The sequence below is a fragment of the Butyricicoccus pullicaecorum DSM 23266 genome (genome assembly GCF_900167005.1).
Classification (GTDB): Bacteria; Bacillota; Clostridia; order Oscillospirales; family Butyricicoccaceae; genus Butyricicoccus; species Butyricicoccus pullicaecorum.
Genome location: NZ_FUXW01000003.1, coordinates 296,861 through 319,567 on the forward strand (window position 1 = coordinate 296,861; position 22,707 = coordinate 319,567).

Below are 22,707 nucleotides of genomic sequence, written 5' to 3' on the forward strand. Positions count from 1 at the left end.
GGGCACAAATGCCCGCGAAAATGTTCAAAAGTTAAGGTTTCCGCACAGACTGCACCGTCCGCCCTTGTGCTGGGCGATGCCGTCCAGTTCGAGCAGCACCAATGCGGCCGCGACCTCGGAAGCCGGCAGGCCGGTGGCCTCGCTGACCGCGTCGACCGTGTCCGCGCCCGCTGCGATCGCCTCGGCAACCGCACGTTCGCAGCCGCTCAGTCCTTCGGGGATGCGCGGCTGAGCGGTTTTCGGCGGCTCGGGTTCCGGTACAATCGGTAAATCGGGAATTTTCAACGGTTCTAATGGCGCAGCTTCGGGCTGTTTGCGTCGCTGAATGACCTGATAAGGGCGCACCGGTGTATCATCCCACATACTATCCTTGCGGTCATCCCGCAAAAATGCCGTGCGCACAGCGCCTGCATTGGGCTTTTGGCGTAGCATGGGCGCAAGCGCGTCCACAATATCCATCGGGCCGGTCACCAGACGAGCGCACTCGTCGCGAATCAGGCGATTACAGCCCGCCGAGTTCGGTACATCGAGCGGTCCGGGCACAGCAAAGACCTCCCTGCCCTGCTCAAAAGCCTGTCGGGCAGAGATGAGCGCACCCGAATGCAGCGGTGCCTCGACGATCAGCGTCGCCGCTGCCAGTCCACTCATGATGCGGTTGCGGATGGGAAAGCGAAAGCCTTCATTCGGTGTACCGGGCGGGTTCTCACTGATGACCGCACCGGCCAGCATGATATCGCCCATCAGGTACTTATTTTCGGGTGGATAGCACAGGTCAACACCGCCCGCCAGCACGGCAACCGTCGTGCCGTCGGCTTTGAGACAGCCGCGATGGGCTGCGGTGTCGATACCGCGTGCCATGCCCGAAATCACGGTAAATCCGGCCTTGGCCAGCGCCGCGCCGAAGCGCTCTGCCATGCGCAGACCGTAAGCCGAACACGACCGCGTCCCGACGATGGTCACGCCCGGTGCGCGGTCAAAATCGGGCAGTGTTCCCCGGACGTACAGCACAGCCGGCGGATCGGCGATCTCGCGCAGGCGGTCGGGGTAAGCACTGTCCTCTATGGTGATGATTTGAATTTTCTTTTGCTCGCAGACGCGCAGAATGTCCTCTGCGCGGGAGAGATCCTTGTCACACAGCGCATTGATCTGACGGGGTTTGAGTCCGGTCTGCATGAGCTGCTCGCGTGTCGCACCGTACAAAAATTCCGGTGTGCCGAACGAGGTGGTCAGCTTGCGGATAGTCTCTGCGCCCAGGTCGTCCCGGGTGGTCAGCCACAGCCAGTATACGCGCTTTGACATGGTTTATCCTCCTTTTTTGGTCATCTCCCAGATCAGAATGGCCGCGGCAACGCCCGCATTGAGCGATTCGGCGCGTCCAGCCATGGGAATGATGAGCTTGTGATCACACAGGTCGAGTGCGGCCTGTGTCACGCCGTTGCCCTCGTTGCCGATGATGACCGCCGAGCGTTCGGGCAGTCCTTCGGGCGGCAGCGGGACGCTGTCGGGCTCGAGCGCTGCGGCATAGACCGGGACGCCATGCTGCTGCAAAGCATCAATGGCCTCGGCAAGCGGCATCTGACAGACCGGCTGCCGGAAAGCAGCGCCCATGGTCGCACGGACGACCTTGGGTGCGGTCGGGTCGGTGCAGCCCTCGCACAGGATGACCAGATCGAGCGCGAATGCGTCGGCGGTGCGCAGGATGGTGCCCAGATTGCCCGGGTCTTGCAGCCCGTCGAGCAGGACAGCGCGGCGCACAGACGAGAAATCGACCGTCTGACGCACCGGTCTCTCGCACGAGAACAGCACGCCCTGCGGGGTCTCGACATCGGTCGCCAGGTCAAACAGCGCTTTCTCTGCCGTCAGGAGCGATACGCCCTGCGCCGCTGCACGCGTAAGCAGTGCATCATCGCACGCGGTACCTGCACGCACGAGCACCGCACCCACCCGGATGTCCGAGTCCAGCGCTTCGCCCAGCATTTTTTCGCCCTCGCAGACCATCTCACCGGTCTTGAGGCGATATTTCTTTTCTCGCGCCAGCCGTGCGAGGTGTTTGAGCGTCGCATTCTGGCGGCTTGTGATCGCAGTAAACTCCATGTAACCTCTTGAATGAAAACAATATGCCGAAAGCCTGCGGGTTGATGCACAACACGCAGGCTTACTATCGGTTCTCAGTACTTGCCGCAGGGCGGTTAATACAGCTTAGCGCCTGCCGGAATGCGGTCGTCTACCATCAGCAGGTTGAGTCCCTCGTGTCCGTCCTCCTCGTGGACGGCCGAGATCAGCATACCGCACGAATCAATACCCATCATCTTGCGCGGCGGCAGGTTTACGATCGCGATGGCGGTCTTGCCGATCAGCGCTTCGGGTTCATAATACTCATGGATGCCGCTCAGGATCACGCGGTCGGTACCGGTACCGTCATCCAGAACGAACTTGAGCAGCTTCTTGCTCTTGGCCACGGCCTCACAGTGCTTGATCTTGACCGCACGGAAGTCCGACTTGGAGAAGGTGTCGAAGTCGACCTCGGTCTCAAACAGCGGCTCGATCTTGACCTTGGAGAAGTCGGGCTTAGCAGCTTCTGCCGGTGCCTCGGTGGCAGCAGCCGGTGCAGCCGGCTTTTCAGCCTCTGCCGAACGCTCGCCAGCCAGCGGCTTCATGGTCGGGAACAGCAGTACGTCACGAATGGAAGCCGAGTCGGTCAGGAACATAACCAGACGGTCGATGCCCATGCCCATACCACCCGTGGGCGGCATGCCGTACTCGAGTGCGGTGACAAAATCGGTATCCATCATATTTGCCTCATCGTCGCCAGCCTCACGCAGAGCAACCTGACGCTCAAAACGCTGACGCTGATCGATGGGGTCGTTCAGCTCAGAGAATGCGTTGCACAGCTCACGGCCATAAACAAAGCACTCAAAACGCTCGGTCAGGCGCGGGTCAGATGCCTTGCGCTTGGCCAGCGGCGAAATCTCAACCGGGTAATCGGTGATAAAGGTCGGCTGGATGAGGTTCTCCTCAACATACTCGTCGTAGCACTGTGCCAGCAGGTCGCCCCAGCTGTCCTTGTTCTTCTCGATCTCCAGACCGCGTGCCTTGACAGCTTCGAGTGCCTCTTCCGGGCTCATTGCCATGAAGTCCAGACCGGAATACTCCTTGACTGCGTCTGCCATGGTCATGCGCTTCCAGCCCTTGGAGAAGTCCAGCTCGGTGCCCTGGTAGGTGACCTTAGTGGTACCCAGGACCTTCTCGCAGACATGTACGACCATATCCTCGGTGATGTCCATCATGCCCTGATAGTCGGTGTATGCCTGATACAGCTCGATGGTGGTGAACTCCGGGTTGTGGCGGGTGTCCATGCCCTCGTTGCGGAAGATACGGCCGATCTCGTAGACCTGCTCGAGGCCGCCGACGATCAGACGCTTGAGGTGCAGCTCGGTTGCAATACGCATGTACATGTCGATGTCCAGCGCATTGTGATGGGTGATGAACGGACGTGCTGCCGCACCGCCCGGGATGGTGTTGAGGCAGGGAGTCTCAACTTCCATAAAGCCGCGGCCATCCATAAAGCGGCGGATCTCACGCACGATTGCAGAGCGCTTTTCGAAGGTGTCACGTACTTCAGGGTTGATGATGAGGTCAACGTAACGCTGACGGTAGCGCATATCGGTGTCCTTCAGACCGTGCCACTTCTCGGGCAGCGGAATGAGGTTCTTGGACAGCAGAGTCAGCTCGGTGACCTTGACCGAGATCTCACCCTTCTGGGTGCGGAATACCTCGCCGGCGATGCCGATGAGGTCGCCGATGTCCATCTTCTTGAAGCCCTTGTAAACGTCCTCGCCCAGTGCGTCACGGGTGACATACAGCTGGAGACGGCCATAGCGGTCGGACAGGTCTGCAAAGGATGCCTTGCCCATGATGCGCTTGGACATCATACGGCCAGCCAGACGGACGGTCTGACCCTCCATCTCTTCGAAGCGATCCTTGATATCGGTGGTGAAATTGGTGCGGTCAAAGCGTACCTGCTCAAAGGGGTCTGCACCAGCTTCCTGAAGCTCGCGCAGCTTATCGCGGCGGATGCGCAGCAGTTCGTTGAGCTCTGCCTGCGTCGGCTCGGCTGCCGGCGCGTTCTTCTGTTCGTTTGCCATGTTCGATCTTTCCCCTTTTCTGTCTTACTTGATGATTTCGATGACCTTATACTGGATGGTGCCGGCCGGTGCCTCGACCTCAACGATCTCGCCGACCTTCTTACCCAGTACAGCCTTGCCGAACGGAGACTCGTCCGAGATCTTGCCGTCCATCGGGTCAGCTTCCTGCGAGCCGACAAAGTGGTACTCCTCGACCTCGCCGAACTCTACGTCCTCTACCTTGAAACGGCAGCCGGGGGAAACCTCGTCCTGACCGTACATATCATCGGTGATGACAACAGCGTGAGCAATGATATTCTCGACCTCAGCGATACGGGAATAGAGCTTGCCCTGCTCGTTCTTTGCCTCATCGTACTCCGAGTTCTCGGACAGGTCACCAAACGAGCGTGCTTCCTTGATCTGCTCGGCGACCTCCTTCTCACGGACGGTTTTGAGATATTCCAGTTCTTCCTTGAGCTTATCCAAGCTTTCCTGCGTCAGTTTAAATTCCTTCGCCATGTGACAAATCCCTCTCTATGATAAATTTTTGGGTATTAAACCTATAGAAACCATTACACCTTATTATATGGACTCACAATCACGATGTCAAGCGAGCCGGGATGAAGTTTCCGAACTTTTTGCATTTTTACCAGTTTACACGCGACGTTTTTGCCCGTACTTTTACGCCTTTCGCTAAGATAGCGCATTTCGTGCGGCGATGAGCTGATCGTCGTCTTCCGGGGCGAGGAAGTAGAAATCCTGCGCCTTGTCCGCGGGCAGATCGACCGAAATATCAGGCGTGACACCGGTACCGATCAGGCTTTTGCCCTGCGGGGTAAAGTATTCGTTGTCCGACAGGCGCAGCGCCGAGCCGTCCGACAGCGGATAGGTGCGCTGGGAATAGCCCTTGCCGATGGTCTGCTCGCCGACCACGATGGCCTTGCCGTATTCCTGCAAGGCGGCAGCGAAGAACTCGGCTGCCGAGATCGAGTCGGCGTTGACCAGTACGGCCATGGGCAGATCGAGCGCTTCCGCGTCCGAGGAGTACACATTTTCCGTGCCGTCCTTGGCGCGCAGGGTCATAATCGTGCCCTCAGGCAGCAGCGGATCGAGCATGTTGGCCAGCACCTCGACCGATCCGCCCGGGTCGTTGCGCACGTCAAAGATCAGCTTCTGTGCACCCTGGTCAAGCAGCTCACCCAGCACCTTCTCAAACTGCTCATCGGCATGCTGGTGGAAGTTGTAAATGTAGATGTAGCCGGTCGTGTCATCGAGCATCTTTCCGGTCACCATGGTCGCAGTGACCTCGCGCCGCTCGATAGCTAGGGTTTCGGTCTCGCCGGTGTCCGCGTGCCGAATCATCACCTGTGCGTCGGTGCCCTCATCGCCCGCGATCGCGTCGATGACCGCCTGATAGCCATCCTTCTCCAGCATCTTGTCTCCCGCGCCGACGATCTCATCGCCGTGCTTGAGTCCGGCCTCTTCTGCACCCGAACCCTCGTACACCTCGATGATGCGCAGACGGTTTTCCTGCTGATCGTACGTCGTGTACACACCGATGCCGAATGCCTGTCCTTCGAGCGAGGTGGTATAACTCTCGTACTCCTCCTTGGACATGTAGCTGCTCCAGCGGTCGCCCACACCGGTGACAAAGCCCACACAGGCCATATCGACCGCGTCCTGCACGTCGTACTCGCCCACATACAGGTCATCTACCCGCTCGCGAATCTCTCCGAGTTTGCCATAAATGGCGTTATTGGCTTCATAGTCGGGCAATTTGTTCTGATAATAGCGATTCATCACCAGATAGGACGCATTGAACGCGGTCGCCGCGCTCAGCACACACAGCACGACCGCTGTGCCCTTGGAAATGCCTTTGCTCATACCTTTGCTGTTTCCTTTCGCTTTATTTTGTACAGACAGACAAAACCGGGGATAGAGGATAGCCCCCTTTCCCCGGTTTGTGTGATTGTGCTTAGATTACGGGCTGACGTAGTCGAGCGGATCGACGACAGAACCGTTGCGGTAAACCTCGAAGTGCAGGTGGTTGCCCGTCGAGTTACCGGTCGAGCCGACCGTACCGATCTGCTGACCGGCTGCAACCGTGTCACCAACCGATACCATGCGCCTGGTCATGTGCGCATACGCGGTCATCAGACCACCGCCGTGGCTGATGACAACATAGTTGCCGTAGGACGACGACAGGTAGCTCTTGACGACCGTACCCGATGCCGCCGCAATGACCGGATTACCCTTACCCGATGCGATGTCGATGCCCTTATGTCCGCTCTGCCATACACCGGTAATCGGGCTGACGCGTCCGCCGAAATACGAACTGATGTATGTATAGGTCGGACACGGCCAGATCATCGAACCCGAACCGCCGCTCGAGTAGCTTGCACTCGACGAAGAAGACGAGGACGAGCTCGAAGACGAAGACGACGAAGACTGCTTCTTCTTTGCCGCAGCCGCAGCAGCTGCCGCTGCTTCCTGACGGGACAGCTCTGCGATCTCATCACTGATCTGCTCCTGCTCGGCTGCCAGCTGATCGCTGACCTTCTGTGCATACGCACTGTCGTTTTCAACCTTGGCCAGCAGCTCGGTCAGTTCGGCCTTATCGTCCTCCAGACCCTGCTTTTCTTCCTCCAGGGACTGCTTGTACTCCTGCTGCTGCTTGCGGTCGGATTCCAGCGACTTCTCCATCTCCTGAATGCTGTCGCGGATGGCGGTATACTCACCGACAACACCCTTATCGTAGTCCATGATCTGGCTGACGATCTCGATGTTGTCCAGCATATCGCCGAAGCTCTCCGAGTTGAGCACGACTTCCATATAGGAAGTATCGCCGTTCTCATACATGACACGAATGCGCGTCTCAAACAGTTCCTGCTTTTCTTCAAGATCCTTTTCGGCCTGCTTGAGGTTTGCCTTGGTCTCCTCGATCGACTCGGTCAGCGCGTCAATCGCCTGTTCGGTCGCATCGATTTCCTGCTCGGTCAGGTTAATCTTGTTGTTGAGTGTTCCAATCTGCCCCGTATAATTATCCTTCTGCTCTTCATATTCGGCAAGCTTTGCCTCGACCTCTGCCTTCTGGCTCTTGATGTCGGCCAGCTTATTGTTCAGTTCGGTCTTGCTCGCAGCCATCGCCATACTCAGCGCGCCGAAGATGGTCGAACCGATCATCAGTACAGCCAATACCCCCGCAATGATGGCTGCAATGATGCGGTTTCGTTTTTTGTGGTACATGGGAACTCGCTCTCCTTGCTGAAAATTAGTTGAAGTAGTTCATCGGATTTACAGTCGAACCGCCGACGTACACCTCAAAATGCAGGTGCGGACCGGTTGAGTTGCCGGTCGATCCGACCGTACCGACCTGCTGGCCGGCTGCGACGCGCTCTCCGGCCGAAACCAGACGGCGTGTCATATGCGCATACGCTGTCATCACGCCACCCCCATGACTGATGACAACATAGTTGCCGTAGGAAGAAGAAAAATAGCTCTTGACAACCGTACCCGATGCCGCCGCAATGACCGGATTGCCGCTCGATGCCGAGATATCCAGTCCCTTATGCAGCTTGCGTGTGCCGCTGATGGGATGGGTACGATAGCCGTACGGCGAGCTGATGCGGTTGTAGGACGGGCAGGGCCAGGTCAGCGAGCCGCTGTATACCTTGCCGCCTCCGCCGCCGCTCGAAGAAGCCGCGGCAGCTTCCTTGCGGGACAGTTCAGCGATCTCGTCGTTGATCTGTTCCTGCTCACGCAGCATGCGCTCGGCCTCGGCCTTTTTCAGCTCGATGTTGCTGTCGACCTTGGCCTTGAGTGCCTTGTACTCCTTTTTCTGCGCTTCGATCTCCTCGTACGCGACCTTGAGATCGTCGGCATAGTCCTGCTGCTCCTTGCGGTCGGACTCCAGCGAAGCCTTCTGCTGCTCGATGCTGAGCTTTAATGCCTTGTACTCCTCAACGACCTTTTTGTCGTAGTCCATGATCTGACTGACGATTTCCATGTGGCTGAGCATATCGGAAAAATTCTCCGAACTGAGCAGCACTTCCATGTAAGTCGTGTCGCCATTCTCGTACATGACACGAATGCGCGTCTCGAACAGCTCCTGCTTGTCGTCCAGCTCCTTGACCGTCTCGTCCAGTTCGACCTGCTTTTCCTCGATGTCCTCGGTCAGCGTGTCGATGATCTTCTGGGTGGTGTTGAGCTGGGCACGGGTGGACTGAATCTGATAGTCCAGCGCCGCAATCTTTTCGCTGTACTTCTCGGCCTCGCCCTCGAGCGCCTTGACCGCCGCGTTCGCCTCGGCTCTCGCGCTTTTGAGCTCTGCCAGTCGGTTTTGCAGCTGGCTCTTGCTCGCAGCCTCCGCGGTCGGCATAGAACCCGTTCCGGGCAGCATGCCTGCCATCAGCGCCGCGATGATACCCGCTGCCGTGATTTTTCGGATGGTATTATTCACTGGCCAGTCCCCTTATACATCCATAAATCTGCGGATGGTCAGAGACGAACCGCCCACGCCGACGATCACGCCTGCACCGGCAAAGATACCCAATACGTAGAACATCAGACCCTGGAACTCTGCCATAGTAAACTGCGGCAGGTTGTCCAGAATGAAGCCGGACAGCTGCTCGTACAGCGCCCATTCCAGACCGAAGGCAATCGCACCGGCCAGCAGGCCAAGCACCAGACCCTCGATGACGAACGGCCAGCGAATGAACCAGTTGGTCGCGCCGACCATCTTCTGAATGGAAATCTCGCGGCGGCGTGCCAGCATGGCCAGCTTAACCGTATTTGCGATGATAAAGATCGAGATCAGACCCAGAGCGACAACCAGAGTAACCGAAATTGCCTGGAACATGCGCTGGAGCTGGATGAGGCGTGCGACAACTTCCTCGTTTGCCACGGCATTGCCGATGCCGTCCACGCTCTCGAGCGCTGCCTTGGTCGCTGCGACCTTGGACGGGTCCTTCATGGTGATGTGGAAGGCGTCGCGCAGCGGGTTGTTGGAGGAATCAAAGCCGTCGAGCAGGTCGGCGTTCTCGCCCAGCTCCTCGCGGTACGCTTCCAGAGCGGTGTCTTTGTCTTCAAACTCTGCCTTTGCGACGTTATCGACCTGTAATATGGTCTTTTCCATAGCACGCGCCTCTTCGGTCGTGTACGTATCTTCGATATAAACAACGATCTCGCTCTCGTTCTGGAGCTTGACGATGTTTAAGTTGATGTCATAGGAAATGAGTGCGGTCGTGCCGGTGATAATCAGACAGACCACGATCACACTGACTGCTGCAAAGCTCATAAAGCCATGCAGAAAAATATTCCGGAAACCTTCCTTGAGGAAGTATCCGATACTACTCTTCTTCATACGTGTAATACCCACCTGTCTGGTCGCTGGCGACTTCGCCCTTGTTAATCATAATAACGCGCTTGCCGAACTGGTCAACCAGCTCTTTTGCGTGGGTTACGATGAGGACGGTCGTGCCAAGTTCGTTGATCTTCTCGAAAAGGACCATCAGTTCGAGCGAACGCTCGGGGTCCAGGTTGCCCGTGGGCTCGTCCGCGATGATGACGCGGGGGTTATTGACCAGCGCACGCGCGATTGCGACACGCTGCTGCTCACCACCCGACAGCTCGACCGGACGGCAGTCTTCCTTGCCGATCAGTCCAACCAGCTCGAGCACATAGGGCACGCGGTTTTTGATGGCCTTGCCCGACGCACCGATGGCGCGCATGGCGAAAGCGACGTTTTCATAAACCGTCTTGTTTTCGATCAGACGGAAATCCTGATAGACAACGCCGAGCGTACGGCGCAGATAAGGAATCTCACGCTTTTTGATCTTGCCAATGTTAAAGTTGTTGACGAGGACGCGGCCTTCGACCGGACGTACCTCGGCAGTCAGCATTTTGATGATTGTGGATTTGCCCGAGCCCGACGCGCCGACCAGAAAGACGAACTCGCCTTCCTCGATGCGGAACGTGACTTTGTTGAGCGCGCGGCAGCCATTGTCATACACCATGCTGGCTTCTTTTACGCTAATCACGGTTCAGTTTCCCTCCCTTTCGGTGTGCGGTCTACCACTTCGGATAGACGTAATCCGCCCGGGATTTGTTCCCAACTCCCAGGCGAAAAACAGATTTTTGTTGAATTTTTAGAAGTTTCCTTCCTCACGGCTGGACAGGTACTTGCGTACCATGAGCGCAACCTTGAATACGATTGCATGGTCGAATTCACGCAGGTCGAGGCCGGTCAGCTTCTTGATCTTTTCCAGACGATAGACCAGCGTATTGCGGTGTACGAACAGCTTACGCGAGGTCTCGGATACGTTCAGGTTGTTCTCGAAGAACTTCTGGATGGTAAACAGCGTCTCCTGGTCGAGCGAGTCGATCGAACCGCGCTTGAAGACCTCGGTCAGGAACATTTCGCACAGGGTGGTCGGCAGCTGATAAATCAGACGGCCGATGCCCAGGTTTTCAAAGCTGACGATGGACTTCTCAGTGTCGAATACGCCGCCGACTTCAATGGCGATCTGTGCCTCCTTGAAGGACTTTGCGATGTCCTTCATCTGAGAGGAAATCGAACCGATACCGATGATGCACTTGACGAGCAGCTCGGACGACAGAGCCTCCTCAATCTGCTTTGCCAGCTTGATGAGGTCCTTGGGCTCGCTGCTTGCCTTGACTTCCTTGACGACAACGATGTCGGACTCGCTGATATGCAGAACGAAATCACGCTGCTTGTCCGGGAACAGACCGGAAATCACGTCGATCGCCGCAATGTCCACACGCTCGAGCTGGCGCACCAGGAAGACCACGCGCGGCACATCGTTTCCGAAGTGCAGCTCACGCGACTTGATGTAAATATCACCCGGCAGGATGTTGTCCAGAATGATATTCTTGACAAAGGTTGCCTTGTCGTGCTTTTCGTCGTACAGCGTCTTGATGTTGTTGATCGCGACCGAAGCCAGTGCGCATACCGAGCGCGCAAGCTCATCCTCGCCCTGTACGAATACTGCGTACTCGAAACGGGTCGAACGGTCAGCGACCGAGCGGTAGGTATATCCGCCGAAACGAATCATATCACCCGCGTAGCCCAGTTCGGTCACTGCGTCCTCACGCATCTCACCGATGCGGGGCAGATCGGTACAAGCGATAACCGCACCGGTTGCATCTACGATACCGATTGTGCGATCCACCGTATCCTTCATCTGCAGAATAATCGACTGGAACAATCTGGAAGCCATATCCATCACCTTTCCCTTTTTTGAAGATCAATCTTTTTCCGCCCGTAACCTGTGTGCTGTATCTGCCGCCGCTCTCTTCGGCAACCTATACAACAAAAGATTTCTCATTCTATCTTTTTTAAGAAATTATACCACAGGTTCGTCCATTTTTACACAAAAATTTTCATGAATCTTTGTATATTTTTCCAATCCGACGCAAAATCCCATATTTTTGCGTCAACTGCCACCCGAAACTGCCGCAAAAAGCGCCGCAATTTCTTCTTCGGTCAGCGGCCGATACTGCCCGCGCGCCAGTGCTTCATCCAGCACAAGCGGCCCCATGGACAGTCGCTCAAGTGCCTCGACATGCCCGCCGACAGCCGCGACCATGCGCTTGACCTGATGGTACTTACCCTCGCGCAGCACAACGAACACCTCGGTCAGACCGTCCGGCTGCACCGCTCCCACGGTCAGCTCGGCCGGACGGCATTTTGTCCCGTCCCCAAGCGTCAGACCGTTCGAGAACTGCTGTACCGCGTCATCTGCCAGTGTGCCCGACACCAGCGCCCGATACCGCTTGTCCACATGTCTGCGCGGCGAGGTCAGTGCGTGATTGAGTGCACCGTCATCGGTCAGGAGCAGCAGGCCCTCGGTGTCCTTGTCCAACCGTCCGACCGGTGCCAGACCGTCGCGCTCGCGCTCGGGCAGCAAACTCAAGACTGTTTGCTGAGACGCGTCCTCGGTTGCCGAGATCACGCCCATCGGTTTGTTGAGCATAAAATACCGCTCGCGGCGCGCACGCAGCGCCACACCGTCGACACAGATGGTGTCCACGTCGGCATCCACCTTGCAAGCCGGATCGCGGCAGGCTGCACCGTTGACCGTGACCCGTCCGGCACGAATGAGGCCGCCCACTTCCTTGCGGCTTCCCGCACCGCGGCTCGCCAGCATCTTATCCAGACGCTCCCGCGCCATGCACATCCCTTCCTTTCCTCAGATACACATAGCGTACCACTTTTTTGCACTTTGCACAATAGCTCCAGCAAAAAAACCGAATTTCTTCGCTCACTCTTGTTAGTTTTTTACAACGCCTCTGCTTACCTTCCACAAACATGCACAAAATCCTTCAGGTATTTTTTACGATTTGACCGGCTCGTTTGGTGTAACCATAGCGGAAATTTCCGGTAAAACAGCGAAAAGCCAGACCGATTTTTCCGGTCTGGCTCGCATTTTTTCGCGATTATTCGCCCTCGGACGGTGTCTGCGTCTGATCGCCCGCCGAACGATCTGTAACCGCTCGGACAAAACCATCTGCATCTTCTGAGCAGATATCCGCCGCGATTAAGTTGTCCCGGTAGAGTACCAGATTGGCCGTGACCCCGGTTTCTCCGCTCGGGTCGTTGCGCACCTGATAGACGTACAGCTGGCATTTCCTGCCCTGATAGCGGGTCAGATCCAGCCCCTGTGTCTTTTGCAGTTCATTGTAGCTCTGGTAGGCCGCGTCGAAGGTATCCGGGATGCGCACGTCCTGTTCGGACACCGGGTTTTCATCGACTTCCCAGCCATACCCCCGCAAAAATGCCACGCGGTCATCGTTCGTCTTGAGCTTACACGAGATACTGACCTCGGCCGCCGTGCTGGCGGTATCCGCTTCCCCGCCCAACAGCCAACAGCCCGCACCCACCACCATCGCACAGACCGCCAGCAGGCCGACTACCAGTTTTCTGCGGGTCAGTTTGGTCGCATACATTACCATAAATCCCAACGCCTCCCATCGCGTATCCTTACCACAAAGATATGGACGGGCAGGCCGATTTAGAACCACAAAAAAGAAGGACATCCACTGTTTTGGATGCCCTTCTTGCAAATCCCGTGCAGGCCGTGCGCTGCCCGCACGGAATCAGGGGGACTTTTTGTAATCAGACTCAGTCGCCCAGTGCCTCCAGGCGAGCCTTGTTGTCGGCGATGACCTTCTCCTGTACCGGAGCCGGTGCCTCGTCGTAGCGGATGAACTCGGACTCGAACGAGCCACGGCCCTGAGTCATCGAGCGCAGGGTGATGGCATAGTCAGACAGCTCTGCCATCGGTGCCTCGGCCAGAATCTCCTGCTTGCCGCCGTCAACCGGGTTCATACCCATGATGCGGCCGCGGCGCTTGTTCAGATCGCCGATGACATCGCCCATGTAAGCGTCCGGAATCAGAACCTTGAGCGAGCAGATGGGCTCAAGCAGAACCGGGGATGCCTGCGGGATACCAGCCTTGTATGCCAGACGAGCAGCCATCTTGAAGGACAGCTCGTTGGAGTCGACATCGTGGTAAGAACCGTCGGTCAGGGTAGCCTTCAGGCCGACCAGCGGATAGCCAGCCAGCACACCGTGCTCCATTGCCTCGCGGATGCCCTTTTCAACTGCCGGCCAGAAGTTCTTCGGAACCGAACCGCCGAAGATGCTCTCTGCAAAGACGAAATCCTGATCCATGCAGGGCTCGAAGTCCATCTTGACGTGACCATACTGGCCATGACCGCCCGACTGCTTCTTGTGCTTGCCTTCAACCGATACCTTTTTGCGGATCTTCTCGCGGTACGGCACGATGGGCTTGGACAGCTCGACCTCAACGCCGAACTTGTTCTTGAGCTTGGAGCAGATGACATCCAGATGGATATCGCCCATGCCCGAGATCAGCATCTGCTTGGTCTCGGTGTTGTACTCGGTGGAGAAGGACGGGTCTTCGTCACGCAGACGAGCCAGACCGGTTGCGAGCTTTTCTTCGTTGCCCTTGTTCTTGGGTGCGATACCCTGTGCATAGCACGGCTTGGGCGGCTGTACCGGATCGAGGTTGACCTTACGAACCGACATGGACAGCGTATCGCCGGTCTTGGTGGTTACGAGCTTTGCAACTGCGCCGATATCGCCGCAGCCGATCTCGGTGACCTCGGTGGTCTTCTTACCGCAGATCTCGTAGATATGTGCCATCTTCTCGTTGGCATCTGCACGGCGGTTTACCAGAGTCATATCCTGCTTAACCGAACCGGAGAATACCTTGAAGTAAGAGAATCTGCCGTACTGGTCGGCAACCGTCTTGAAGATCATAGCTACAGTCGAGCCGTTGGGCGTGCAGTTGATCTCGATCAGCTCGCCCTTCTCGTCCTCGCAGACCTCAACCGGTGCTTCGTCGGGAGACGGCATGTAATCGGCAATGCCCTTGAGCAGTGCGTAGGAACCGATACCGGTTGCAGCGGTGCCGCAGAATACCGGTGCGATAACCAGGTCCTTGACACCCTGACGGATGCCGGCGATCAGCTCTTCGTCCGAGAACTCTTCGCCTGCGAAGTAGCGCTCCATCAGCTCTTCGGACAGCTCTGCAACGTTCTCGCACAGTGCTGCGCGGTGCTGATCGATACGGTCTACCATGTTCTCCGGGATCGGGATCTCGACGCGCTTGGTGCCGTCCATGCGGTATGCCTTGCGGATAACACAGTCGACAACGCCTACGGTATCACGATTGCCCTCGAAGATGGGCACGACGATCGGACAAACCGAAACGCCGAACTGCTTCTGCAGCTTATGCAGCGAAGTATAGTAATCGGAGTTTTCCTCATCGATCTTGGAGATGTAGAACATGCGGGGCATCTTGCGCTCTTCCGCACGCGCCCATGCCTTCTCGGTGCCGACACCGGGGCCGGACTTACCGGTTGCAACGATCAGCGCGGACTCGGACACGCGCAGTGCCTGATTGACTTCGTTTTCGAAATCGAAGAAGCCTGGGGTATCGAGCAGGTTGATCTTGCAGTCGTTCCATACGACCGGTGCAACGGCGGTCGAGATGGAGAACTGGCGCTTGATCTCTTCGGGGTCGAAATCACATACGGTATTTCCATCGGGTACCTTACCGACGCGGTCGGTAACCCCGGCGGTGAATAACAGGCTCTCGACCAGCGAGGTCTTACCGTCGCCGCCGTGACCCATGATGCATACGTTTCGGATCTTGTTTACCGGAAATGTCGCCATAATTACACACTCTCCTGCCATTTTGTTCTTTCGCTTGCGCACATTGGAGTCGATTACTCCTTGTTCGTAATTATAACCCACTATCGCGAGAATTGCAACCGATTTTTTATGCAGTATGCACATTTTTATTGAGATATGAAAAACACCGCCCTTTCGGACGGTGTTTTTTTGCACAATTTTTACTTCTTAAAGTCCCTTTCTGGTATGGAAAGTGACAAAAAACGACGGAATGTACCAGAGAATGAGATAAAGCAGCACATTTCTCGGCGTGACCGCCTCGGGATGGCCGGTGAAGGCAAGATAGAACATCAGAAGCAGGCCGCAGATACCGCCGACCGCGCCCAAAATCAGGTTGGAGCGCATTGCGCCGGACAGCTTGTCTGCCGACTGGTGTACCTGTGCAAAGGGCACAATGCCGTCGCGCGACAGAATTGCGCAGACACGGTCGCCCATGGTGTAGGCAGACGAGGTCACGGCAGCGACACGGTCGGAAGCCACCTCGCCGATGCGTCCGCGGCGGGTCTCGAACATCTTCTGCACCATCTCGGGCGAGATGTTGAAGTCACGGGTTGCCAGCTCGGGCATCACCTTGAGGCGAATGAGTGCCTGCAAAGCGCTGAACGTCTGGGCGTTGGAGTGATAGGTCAGCTGGATGACACCGGCGGGCTGACCGTTGATGACCACATAGACACCGGTCTCGACGTCTCTGCCCTTCTTGGGCTCCTGTACCGGCATGCCCATGCGTGCCATGTACGCAGCCGTGCCGACCAGTACGGTATCCGCACCGATCTCACCCGACAGACCGCCCATATCGTAGACCTTGATATTGGTCGCACGTGCCGGACGGCCGTACTGCTCACGCAGCGCCTCGGCCAGCAGCTTGCCGATCTCCATGTCGTAGCCGTCGGTGACGGCAACTGCATAGGACAGCAGCTTTTCCGGGGTGTAGCCGCTGTGTGCGCGCACCTCGGTGATGGTGACCGTTCCGCCCGGGAACAAATCGGTGTCCTGAATGACCGCACGGCGTGCCTTGCGCACGCGGAATGCGGCCTGACCGCCTGCCAGAGCTGCGCCCTCGGACAGCAGACGGCGGGAAACATGGTAATAAGCACGGCCAAACGCGCACAGGATGGGCAGCGGGCTGACGATGGTCAGCATGGCCGACAGATTCCAGAAGAAGTAGCTGATATCCTGACGTACCAGCGAGACGACAACCGACAGCACGATGCAGGCTGCCAGCATGATGGGTGCATAGACCTTGGCAAAGCGCTCGGTTGCGTCCGGACGCTCGAGCTCGCGCTGGAACTCGGTGCGGTCGCCCAGACGCGACTTGACCGTGCGGCGGGCATGGTCGTTGCTGTCATGGTGATAGTAGACACCCATCGGGTTTTCGTGCAGGGTGAGTGCCTTGTACGCACGTGCACGGCCTGCGCAGCGGTTCTTCTCCTCGCGGATGGCTGCGTACAGCAGCAGGATGCAGATGGAGGAGTACGGCAGAACGCCAGCCCAACCGCCGATGATGAAGGACATACAGTGCAGAATGGTGGCCATATTGGCAATGGCGACGAGCGAAGCGCGGTCAGCCTTGCCGGTGACCAGGTTGTAGAAGCCCGAACCGACGACATCAATGCCGATCAGCATGGCAATAATCTCAAAACCGACCTGTACGAGCATGAACAGGCGCGGATTGGAAGCGAAGCTGATGAGGCTGGGCATGGGCAGAGCCAGACTCTCAGCCATGGTCAGATAAAGCGAAATCAGACCCAGGATCAGCACCGGAATGGCACGTCGTCCGAGGTTCTTGGAACGGCGATTATTGAGCACCATGGCCTTGCTCGGTTCAATCAGCTCTACATCGTCCTCGTCCTCATCGCGCATGCGTGCCGCCTGACGGGGCATCTGCTGCTGCGCTGCCGGACGCTGCTGAGCGCGGACAGGTTCTCCCTCCTGCTCTGCCTGCGCGGGCTGTGCTGCCTGCTGTGCGCTCTTGCGCTGCACGCGAATTTCCTGCTGCTGCATGCCGGACGCCGTGCGCGGTGCACCGCTCTGTGCAGCCGGGCGTGCCGCCTGCTGCTTGGGTGCAAACTGCGGGGGTGTGGTCGCGTGTGCCGCGTGCTCAGCGTTGGCCTCGTCGACCACACCGCTGACCTCGGCTAAAATATCGTCCAGATTAAACGTGCGCCCGCCGCTGGTGTTGCGGCTCTCCTGCGCCTGCGGCGCTGCCGCAGCCTCGGCCTTCACCTGGCTCTTGGGCTCGGGCACATCCTCGCCGAGCAGCTTACGAATGTCGTTGAGCTCGGCGGTATCGAATTTGTTGCTCATTTCTCTCCTCACTTCCCATAAGTCCGACGGCGAACGGCCTCAAACAGCAGTACTGCCGCCGCATTTGATGCGTTGAGCGAATTGACCTTGCCACGCATCGGAATGCTCACAATAAAATCACACTTCTGGCGCACCAGACGGCTGATACCCTCGCCCTCGGAACCGATTACGATGGCGGTCGGGCCGGCAAAATCGGCCTCATACAGGCCAACCGTGCCGTCAGCCTCGGCACCAAACACCCACACGCCGCGTTCCTTGAGCTCGTCAATGAGTCCGGCGAGGTTGACCGTCTTGTGCACGGGCATATAGGCCAGCGCACCGGCCGATGCGCGTGCCGCAACCGCGGTCAGACCAGCCGCGCGGCGCTTGGGGATAATCACGCCGTGTGCGCCTGCGGTCTCAGCCGATCGGATGATCGCGCCCAGATTGTGCGGGTCTGCGATGCCGTCGCAGATGACGAACATCGGCGCCTCTCCCTTATCCGCCGCGTTCTGAAACAGGTCGTCAAGGCTCGCATAAGCGTGCGCCGCTGCCTGTGCGATGACACCCTGGTGATTGCCGGTCGTGCTCATGCCGTCCAGCTTGCGTCGGTCGCACTCGACGACCGGTACCCCGCGCGACTTTGCCAGCGCGATGATATCGCCCATGCGTGCGCCCTGTGCCACGAATACTTTATCGCAATCCTGACCGGATCGCAAAAGCTCGGTCACCGCATTGCGGCCCTCGAGCAGATTATTATCTTCGTCCGCTTCCCGATTGGGACGGAATTTTTTTCCATTCGGATTGTGCATCTTAAATTCTCCCAAAAATAGAATTTCCAGTCTGGTTTTTATTATAGCACACCCGATTCGGCTGGTTCAATGTCCATTCGATGAATTCATCAAATTGTTACCTGTTTGCCTTCCGATACAGCAAAAATACCCCGATACGCACAAAAAGACGGCTCCCAAAACAGGAGCCGTCCCCGCTTGCCTTTCGGTTTCCCGGAAAGGGCAATCCGATGCCGCGCAGCCGGGGGTCGACTGCCGCTGCAAGGGTATATTTTCTTACATGTTGAAGAACTTCTGATGGATCGCGCGGACTGCCTTTTCGCTGTCCGCCTCGTTGATGAGAACCGAGATCTTGATCTCAGAAGTGGAGATCATACGAATGTTGATGCCGGCGCTTGCCAGAGCCTCGAACATCATCGCAGCAACACCCGGGTTGGAAGCCATGCCGGCGCCAACGATGGAAACCTTTGCGACGGTGGTATTGATGGAAACATCCTCGAAGTCCAGGCCTTCCTTGTTTGCGTTCAGGATCTTGCCGACTTCCTCAGCCTTATCCTCGGGGATGGTGAAGGTGATGGACTTGCGGCCCTTCTGACCAACCGACTGCAGGATGATATCGATATTGACCTTGTGCTTTGCCAGGAGCGAGAATACCTTAAACGCTACGCCCGGCTCGTCGGGCAGGTTGATAATCGCCACGCGGGCGCAGTTATTGTCACGGGCTACGCCGCTTACATTCATTTTCTCCATGTCAGAACCCTCCTTGACTTTGGTACCCGGATTGCGGGTAAAGCTGGACACGACTTCCAGATCGACGTTGTACTTCTTAGCCATTTCGACCGAGCGATTGTGCAGGACCTGCGCGCCCAGCGTTGCCAGTTCGAGCATCTCATCATAGGTGATCGCTTCGAGCTTGCGTGCGTCGGGAACGAGGCGCGGGTCAGCGGTGTAGACACCGTCTACGTCGGTGTAGATCTGGCACAGGTCTGCGCCGAGCGATGCTGCGATGGCAACCGCGGTCGTATCCGAACCACCGCGGCCGAGCGTCGTGATGTCGTCCTGCTTGTTGATGCCCTGGAAGCCGGCGACGATGACGATACGGTTGCGGTCCAGCTCAGAGCGGATGCGCTCTGCGGTAACCTTGCGGATGCGTGCCTCGGAGTAGTTGATATCAGTCTCGATACCTGCCTGCCAGCCGGTCAGCGAGATGACCGGGAAGCCCAGCTTCTGAATCGCCATCGCCAGAAGCGCCATAGAGATCTGCTCGCCTGCCGACAGCAGAACGTCCATCTCGCGCTTGGACGGGCGGTCGTTGAGCTCGGCCGCCTTGGCGATGAAGTCATCGGTCGTGTCACCCTGTGCAGACACGACGACAACCACCTGGTTGCCCGCCTTGTATGTAGAAGTAACGATGTCCGCAACGTTTTGCAAACGTCCGGTATTGGCGACCGATGTGCCGCCGAACTTCTGTACAATCAAACTCATTTTCTTTCGTATCCTCCTCCGGGACCTGTCTGCCAGTCAGACGGGCCCTTACGATGCAAAATTAGAACCGGGTTACGGTTGCGCCGACCTCATCACAGGTCAGGCGAATGGGCGTCCAGTGCGGGAAGTTCTGTTCGCAGTACATCTGCGCACGGGACAGGTAGGTCTTATCCGCAGAATCGACCACCGCAATGATGGACGGGCCCGCGCCCGAGATGAACGCACCGAGTGCGCCCATGCACTTGGCCGCGTGCACGACATCCCGGCCGCCCGGGATCAGATCAAAGCGGTACGGCTGGTGCAGGCAGTCGCCGACCGCCACGCCGACGTTTTCCAGCTTACCGGTCGTGAGAGAGCCGGCGAGCAGGGCTGCACGCGCCAGATTGAAGACCGCGTCATGATGCGCGACCTTCTGCGGCAGAGCTGCACGCGCCTTTTCGGTGGACAGCTCAAAATCCGGAATGAAGGTGATAAAGTCGACCGTACCGTTCATGGGTACGCGCACGCTCCACACCTTGCCATACTCGAGCAGCGCGACACAGAAGCCGCCCAGAATGGCCGGGGTCGAGTTATCCGGATGTCCCTCGATGGATGCCGCCAGGTCGATGATGTTCTCCTGGCTGAGCGGGTCGCCGAGCAGCGCATTTGCGCCCAGAATGCCGGCGACCGTGCAGGCCGACGAGGAACCCAGGCCGCGAGTCTGCGGGATTGCGCAGTCCTCGACGATCTTGAGGCCGGTCAGCGGCTTGCCACAGATATCATACACCTTTTTAGCGCATTGGTAAATCAAATTATTTTCATCTTTTGGAATATTGTCATCTCGCACATCACTGATGTCGATATGATCGGATTCTTCCATCGTAATGACGTTATAGAGGTCGAGTGCGATGCCGATGCTGTCGTAGCCCGAGCCCATATTCGCACTCGTCGCCGGTACCTTGACCGTTACTCCCATCTGTCTTTTCCTCCTTCTGCTCACAGTACACGCATCGCGCCTTCAGCCTGCGGCAGCTTCTCACGCAGCTCGGCTGCGGTCATGGGCACGGTCAGCGCCGCACCTGCGACCGTCTTGGCTGCAAGCTCTGCCGGAACTTCGCCGCGCACGTACCATGCGCTCTCCAGCTGATCGATGGGCAGCAGCAGCTTCTGCGAGCCGTCGCCCCACTCGACCGGACGGCGCTTCTCGCGGTGTGCGATGGCGTCCATCATGTCGGCAACGACAGCCGAAGCGGTTGCATGCTTGCCTGCGCCCTGACCGTAGAACATGACCTCACCAACCATGTTTCCGGTTACAAGGATGCCGTTGAATACGTCTTCGACGCAAGCCAGCGGGCTGGTCTTGGGTACCAGATGGGGTGCAACAAATGCAAAGATCTTGCCCGACTCGGTGCGCTTTGCGCGGCCGATGAGCTTGATGACATAGCCAAGTTCGCTTGCAGCGGCAACGTCACCCAGCGTAATGCCGCTGATGCCCTGGCAGGAAACTTCGTCCGGATCGATCTTGTCGCCGAACGCCAAGTCGGACAAAATGCAGATCTTACGGCAAGCGTCGTGGCCCTCGATGTCGGCGGTCGGATCGTTCTCCGCATAGCCCATCTTCTGTGCCTGACGCAGTGCGTCGTCAAACGCAACGCCGTTGTGAATCATCTGGCTGAGGATATAGTTCGTTGTTCCGTTGAGAATGCCGCAGATCTCCTCGATCTGGTTGGCTGCGAGGCACTGCATCATCGGGCGAATGAGCGGGATACCGCCGCCGACCGATGCCTCAAACAGGTAGTTTACGTTGTGCTCCTTGGCCAGTGCCAGCAGCTCTTCGCCGTGAACAGCGACCAGCTCCTTGTTGGAGGTGCACACGCTCTTGCCTGCCTTCAGGCAGCGCTTGGAAAACTCATAGGCTGCGCCGACGCCGCCCATGACCTCTGCAACGACACAGACTTCGGGGTCGTTCTCGATGACCGAGAAGTCGGTCACAAACTTATCTGCATAGGACAGCTTGGAGAAGTCGCGCAGATCGAGTACATACTTGACCTCGACTTCCTCGCCGACCGCCTTTGCGATCTGTGCAGCATTCTGTGCAAAAACATCATAAACGCCCGACCCGACCGTGCCGTGACCCATGATTGCAACTTTTAACATAACGAAATCCTCCCTTTATGATTATTCACTTGCCACCACTTCAATATGCAGGACGCCGTCAAGCGCCTCCGCGCGCTGCATGAGCGCGTCTACCGTGCACTTCATCTCTTCGGTGCGTGCGGCAATGGTAACGGCTGCCTGACCGCTCATGGGAATGCTCTGATTGATCGTCAGGAGGTTGGCGCCCACGCGGGCGAACAGCCCCAGGATGCTCGAGAGCACACCCGGCCGGTCGGAGAGCATGAGGTGGAAGGTGATAATACGGTCATGCGCCGCCTCGTAGAAGGGGCGAATGCCGTCTTTATACTTGTAGTATGCCGACCGCGACAGGCCTACACTCTGCGCGGCTTCACTTGCGGTGCGGACGCGGCCGGCCTTGAGCGCGGCGTTTGCCCGGACGACTTTCTGAAATACCTCGGGCAGCAGCGCACGCTCCACAAGGTAGTATTTGGGTTCATTTTCCATGTTGTCCTCCATGCAAATACATCTGTCTTTCTCGCGCTTCATAAGCATACCATAGAATGCCCGCGAATGCAAGTGCGTTTTCAAGTTTTTCCACATTTTTTCGCGGATTTTTTTGCGTATCACCGGATATTGCAGACATTTTCTTTCGTACGCTTACCTGTTTTAGTGAAATGAAGTGCAA

At 57.4% G+C, this 22,707-nt stretch carries 19 protein-coding genes; all 19 read right to left on the minus strand.

Going from position 1 to position 22,707, the window contains the following annotated elements:
• Window positions 1-24: 24 nt before the first annotated feature.
• Complete coding sequence (dprA, locus tag B5D52_RS08395) at window positions 25-1,299, minus strand: DNA-processing protein DprA (protein ID WP_016148305.1); 1,275 nt, start codon at window positions 1,297-1,299, stop codon at window positions 25-27.
• Between the two features lie 3 nt (window positions 1,300-1,302).
• On the minus strand, window positions 1,303-2,094 hold the full coding sequence (locus B5D52_RS08400; RefSeq protein WP_016148306.1) for a TrmH family RNA methyltransferase: 792 nt from the start codon (window positions 2,092-2,094) through the stop codon (window positions 1,303-1,305).
• Window positions 2,095-2,189: 95 nt separating this feature from the next.
• The gene (gene lysS / locus B5D52_RS08405) at window positions 2,190-4,145 is read right to left on the minus strand and encodes a lysine--tRNA ligase (RefSeq protein ID WP_016148307.1); all 1,956 of its coding nucleotides are present in this window, start codon (window positions 4,143-4,145) and stop codon (window positions 2,190-2,192) included.
• Window positions 4,146-4,169: 24 nt separating this feature from the next.
• Window positions 4,170-4,643 (minus strand): transcription elongation factor GreA, encoded by a 474-nt coding sequence (greA, locus tag B5D52_RS08410; protein WP_016148308.1) that lies wholly within the window; start codon window positions 4,641-4,643, stop codon window positions 4,170-4,172.
• Between the two features lie 174 nt (window positions 4,644-4,817).
• Complete coding sequence (locus B5D52_RS08415) at window positions 4,818-6,008, minus strand: S41 family peptidase (protein ID WP_016148309.1); 1,191 nt, start codon at window positions 6,006-6,008, stop codon at window positions 4,818-4,820.
• 96 nt (window positions 6,009-6,104) lie between these two features.
• Entirely contained in the window at window positions 6,105-7,370 is a 1,266-nt protein-coding gene (locus tag B5D52_RS08420; RefSeq protein ID WP_016148310.1) for a murein hydrolase activator EnvC family protein, read from the minus strand.
• A 25-nt stretch (window positions 7,371-7,395) separates the two neighbouring features.
• Window positions 7,396-8,583, minus strand: coding sequence for a murein hydrolase activator EnvC family protein (locus B5D52_RS08425; protein ID WP_016148311.1), 1,188 nt, complete (start codon window positions 8,581-8,583; stop codon window positions 7,396-7,398).
• 12 nt (window positions 8,584-8,595) lie between these two features.
• Window positions 8,596-9,486, minus strand: a complete 891-nt coding sequence (gene ftsX / locus B5D52_RS08430; RefSeq protein ID WP_016148312.1) for a permease-like cell division protein FtsX — start codon at window positions 9,484-9,486, stop codon at window positions 8,596-8,598.
• Entirely contained in the window at window positions 9,473-10,162 is a 690-nt protein-coding gene (ftsE, locus tag B5D52_RS08435; protein ID WP_016148313.1) for a cell division ATP-binding protein FtsE, read from the minus strand. The genes ftsX and ftsE overlap by 14 nt, the downstream gene beginning before the upstream one ends.
• A 108-nt stretch (window positions 10,163-10,270) precedes the next feature.
• Window positions 10,271-11,362 (minus strand): PucR family transcriptional regulator, encoded by a 1,092-nt coding sequence (locus B5D52_RS08440; protein ID WP_016148314.1) that lies wholly within the window; start codon window positions 11,360-11,362, stop codon window positions 10,271-10,273.
• A 216-nt stretch (window positions 11,363-11,578) separates the two neighbouring features.
• A complete protein-coding gene (locus tag B5D52_RS08445; RefSeq protein ID WP_040332870.1) occupies window positions 11,579-12,316 on the minus strand; it encodes a pseudouridine synthase in 738 nt (245 codons plus the stop codon).
• Window positions 12,317-12,581: 265 nt separating this feature from the next.
• Complete coding sequence (locus B5D52_RS08450) at window positions 12,582-13,097, minus strand: DUF4830 domain-containing protein (RefSeq protein WP_016148316.1); 516 nt, start codon at window positions 13,095-13,097, stop codon at window positions 12,582-12,584.
• Between the two features lie 169 nt (window positions 13,098-13,266).
• Entirely contained in the window at window positions 13,267-15,348 is a 2,082-nt protein-coding gene (fusA, locus tag B5D52_RS08455; protein ID WP_016148317.1) for an elongation factor G, read from the minus strand.
• Between the two features lie 186 nt (window positions 15,349-15,534).
• Window positions 15,535-17,670, minus strand: coding sequence for a hypothetical protein (locus tag B5D52_RS08460; protein ID WP_016148318.1), 2,136 nt, complete (start codon window positions 17,668-17,670; stop codon window positions 15,535-15,537).
• Between the two features lie 8 nt (window positions 17,671-17,678).
• A complete protein-coding gene (rlmB, locus tag B5D52_RS08465) occupies window positions 17,679-18,461 on the minus strand; it encodes a 23S rRNA (guanosine(2251)-2'-O)-methyltransferase RlmB (protein WP_016148319.1) in 783 nt (260 codons plus the stop codon).
• Between the two features lie 255 nt (window positions 18,462-18,716).
• Window positions 18,717-19,925 carry an aspartate kinase gene (locus B5D52_RS08470; RefSeq protein WP_016148320.1) on the minus strand — a complete coding sequence of 403 codons (1,209 nt, stop codon included), beginning with the start codon at window positions 19,923-19,925 and terminating at the stop codon, window positions 18,717-18,719.
• A 61-nt stretch (window positions 19,926-19,986) separates the two neighbouring features.
• Window positions 19,987-20,880 (minus strand): homoserine kinase, encoded by an 894-nt coding sequence (gene thrB / locus B5D52_RS08475; protein ID WP_016148321.1) that lies wholly within the window; start codon window positions 20,878-20,880, stop codon window positions 19,987-19,989.
• Window positions 20,881-20,900: 20 nt separating this feature from the next.
• A complete protein-coding gene (locus tag B5D52_RS08480; RefSeq protein WP_016148322.1) occupies window positions 20,901-22,061 on the minus strand; it encodes a homoserine dehydrogenase in 1,161 nt (386 codons plus the stop codon).
• Window positions 22,062-22,082: 21 nt separating this feature from the next.
• The gene (locus B5D52_RS08485; RefSeq protein ID WP_016148323.1) at window positions 22,083-22,526 is read right to left on the minus strand and encodes an ACT domain-containing protein; all 444 of its coding nucleotides are present in this window, start codon (window positions 22,524-22,526) and stop codon (window positions 22,083-22,085) included.
• Window positions 22,527-22,707 lie beyond the last annotated feature (181 nt).

Bases quoted from the DNA above. Each gene is read 5' to 3' on its own strand.
- lysS (WP_016148307.1), bottom strand. From the start codon at position 4,145: ATGGCAAACGAACAGAAGAACGCGCCGGCAGCCGAGCCGACGCAGGCA.
- B5D52_RS08440 (WP_016148314.1), bottom strand. From the start codon at position 11,362: ATGGCTTCCAGATTGTTCCAGTCGATTATTCTGCAGATGAAGGATACG.
- B5D52_RS08460 (WP_016148318.1), bottom strand. From the start codon at position 17,670: ATGAGCAACAAATTCGATACCGCCGAGCTCAACGACATTCGTAAGCTG.
- dprA (WP_016148305.1), bottom strand. From the start codon at position 1,299: ATGTCAAAGCGCGTATACTGGCTGTGGCTGACCACCCGGGACGACCTG.
- B5D52_RS08445 (WP_040332870.1), bottom strand. From the start codon at position 12,316: ATGGCGCGGGAGCGTCTGGATAAGATGCTGGCGAGCCGCGGTGCGGGA.
- thrB (WP_016148321.1), bottom strand. From the start codon at position 20,880: ATGGGAGTAACGGTCAAGGTACCGGCGACGAGTGCGAATATGGGCTCG.
- B5D52_RS08420 (WP_016148310.1), bottom strand. From the start codon at position 7,370: ATGTACCACAAAAAACGAAACCGCATCATTGCAGCCATCATTGCGGGG.
- B5D52_RS08400 (WP_016148306.1), bottom strand. From the start codon at position 2,094: ATGGAGTTTACTGCGATCACAAGCCGCCAGAATGCGACGCTCAAACAC.
- B5D52_RS08415 (WP_016148309.1), bottom strand. From the start codon at position 6,008: ATGAGCAAAGGCATTTCCAAGGGCACAGCGGTCGTGCTGTGTGTGCTG.
- rlmB (WP_016148319.1), bottom strand. From the start codon at position 18,461: ATGCACAATCCGAATGGAAAAAAATTCCGTCCCAATCGGGAAGCGGAC.
- B5D52_RS08480 (WP_016148322.1), bottom strand. From the start codon at position 22,061: ATGTTAAAAGTTGCAATCATGGGTCACGGCACGGTCGGGTCGGGCGTT.
- fusA (WP_016148317.1), bottom strand. From the start codon at position 15,348: ATGGCGACATTTCCGGTAAACAAGATCCGAAACGTATGCATCATGGGT.
- B5D52_RS08470 (WP_016148320.1), bottom strand. From the start codon at position 19,925: ATGAGTTTGATTGTACAGAAGTTCGGCGGCACATCGGTCGCCAATACC.
- B5D52_RS08485 (WP_016148323.1), bottom strand. From the start codon at position 22,526: ATGGAAAATGAACCCAAATACTACCTTGTGGAGCGTGCGCTGCTGCCC.
- greA (WP_016148308.1), bottom strand. From the start codon at position 4,643: ATGGCGAAGGAATTTAAACTGACGCAGGAAAGCTTGGATAAGCTCAAG.
- B5D52_RS08450 (WP_016148316.1), bottom strand. From the start codon at position 13,097: ATGGTAATGTATGCGACCAAACTGACCCGCAGAAAACTGGTAGTCGGC.
- ftsX (WP_016148312.1), bottom strand. From the start codon at position 9,486: ATGAAGAAGAGTAGTATCGGATACTTCCTCAAGGAAGGTTTCCGGAAT.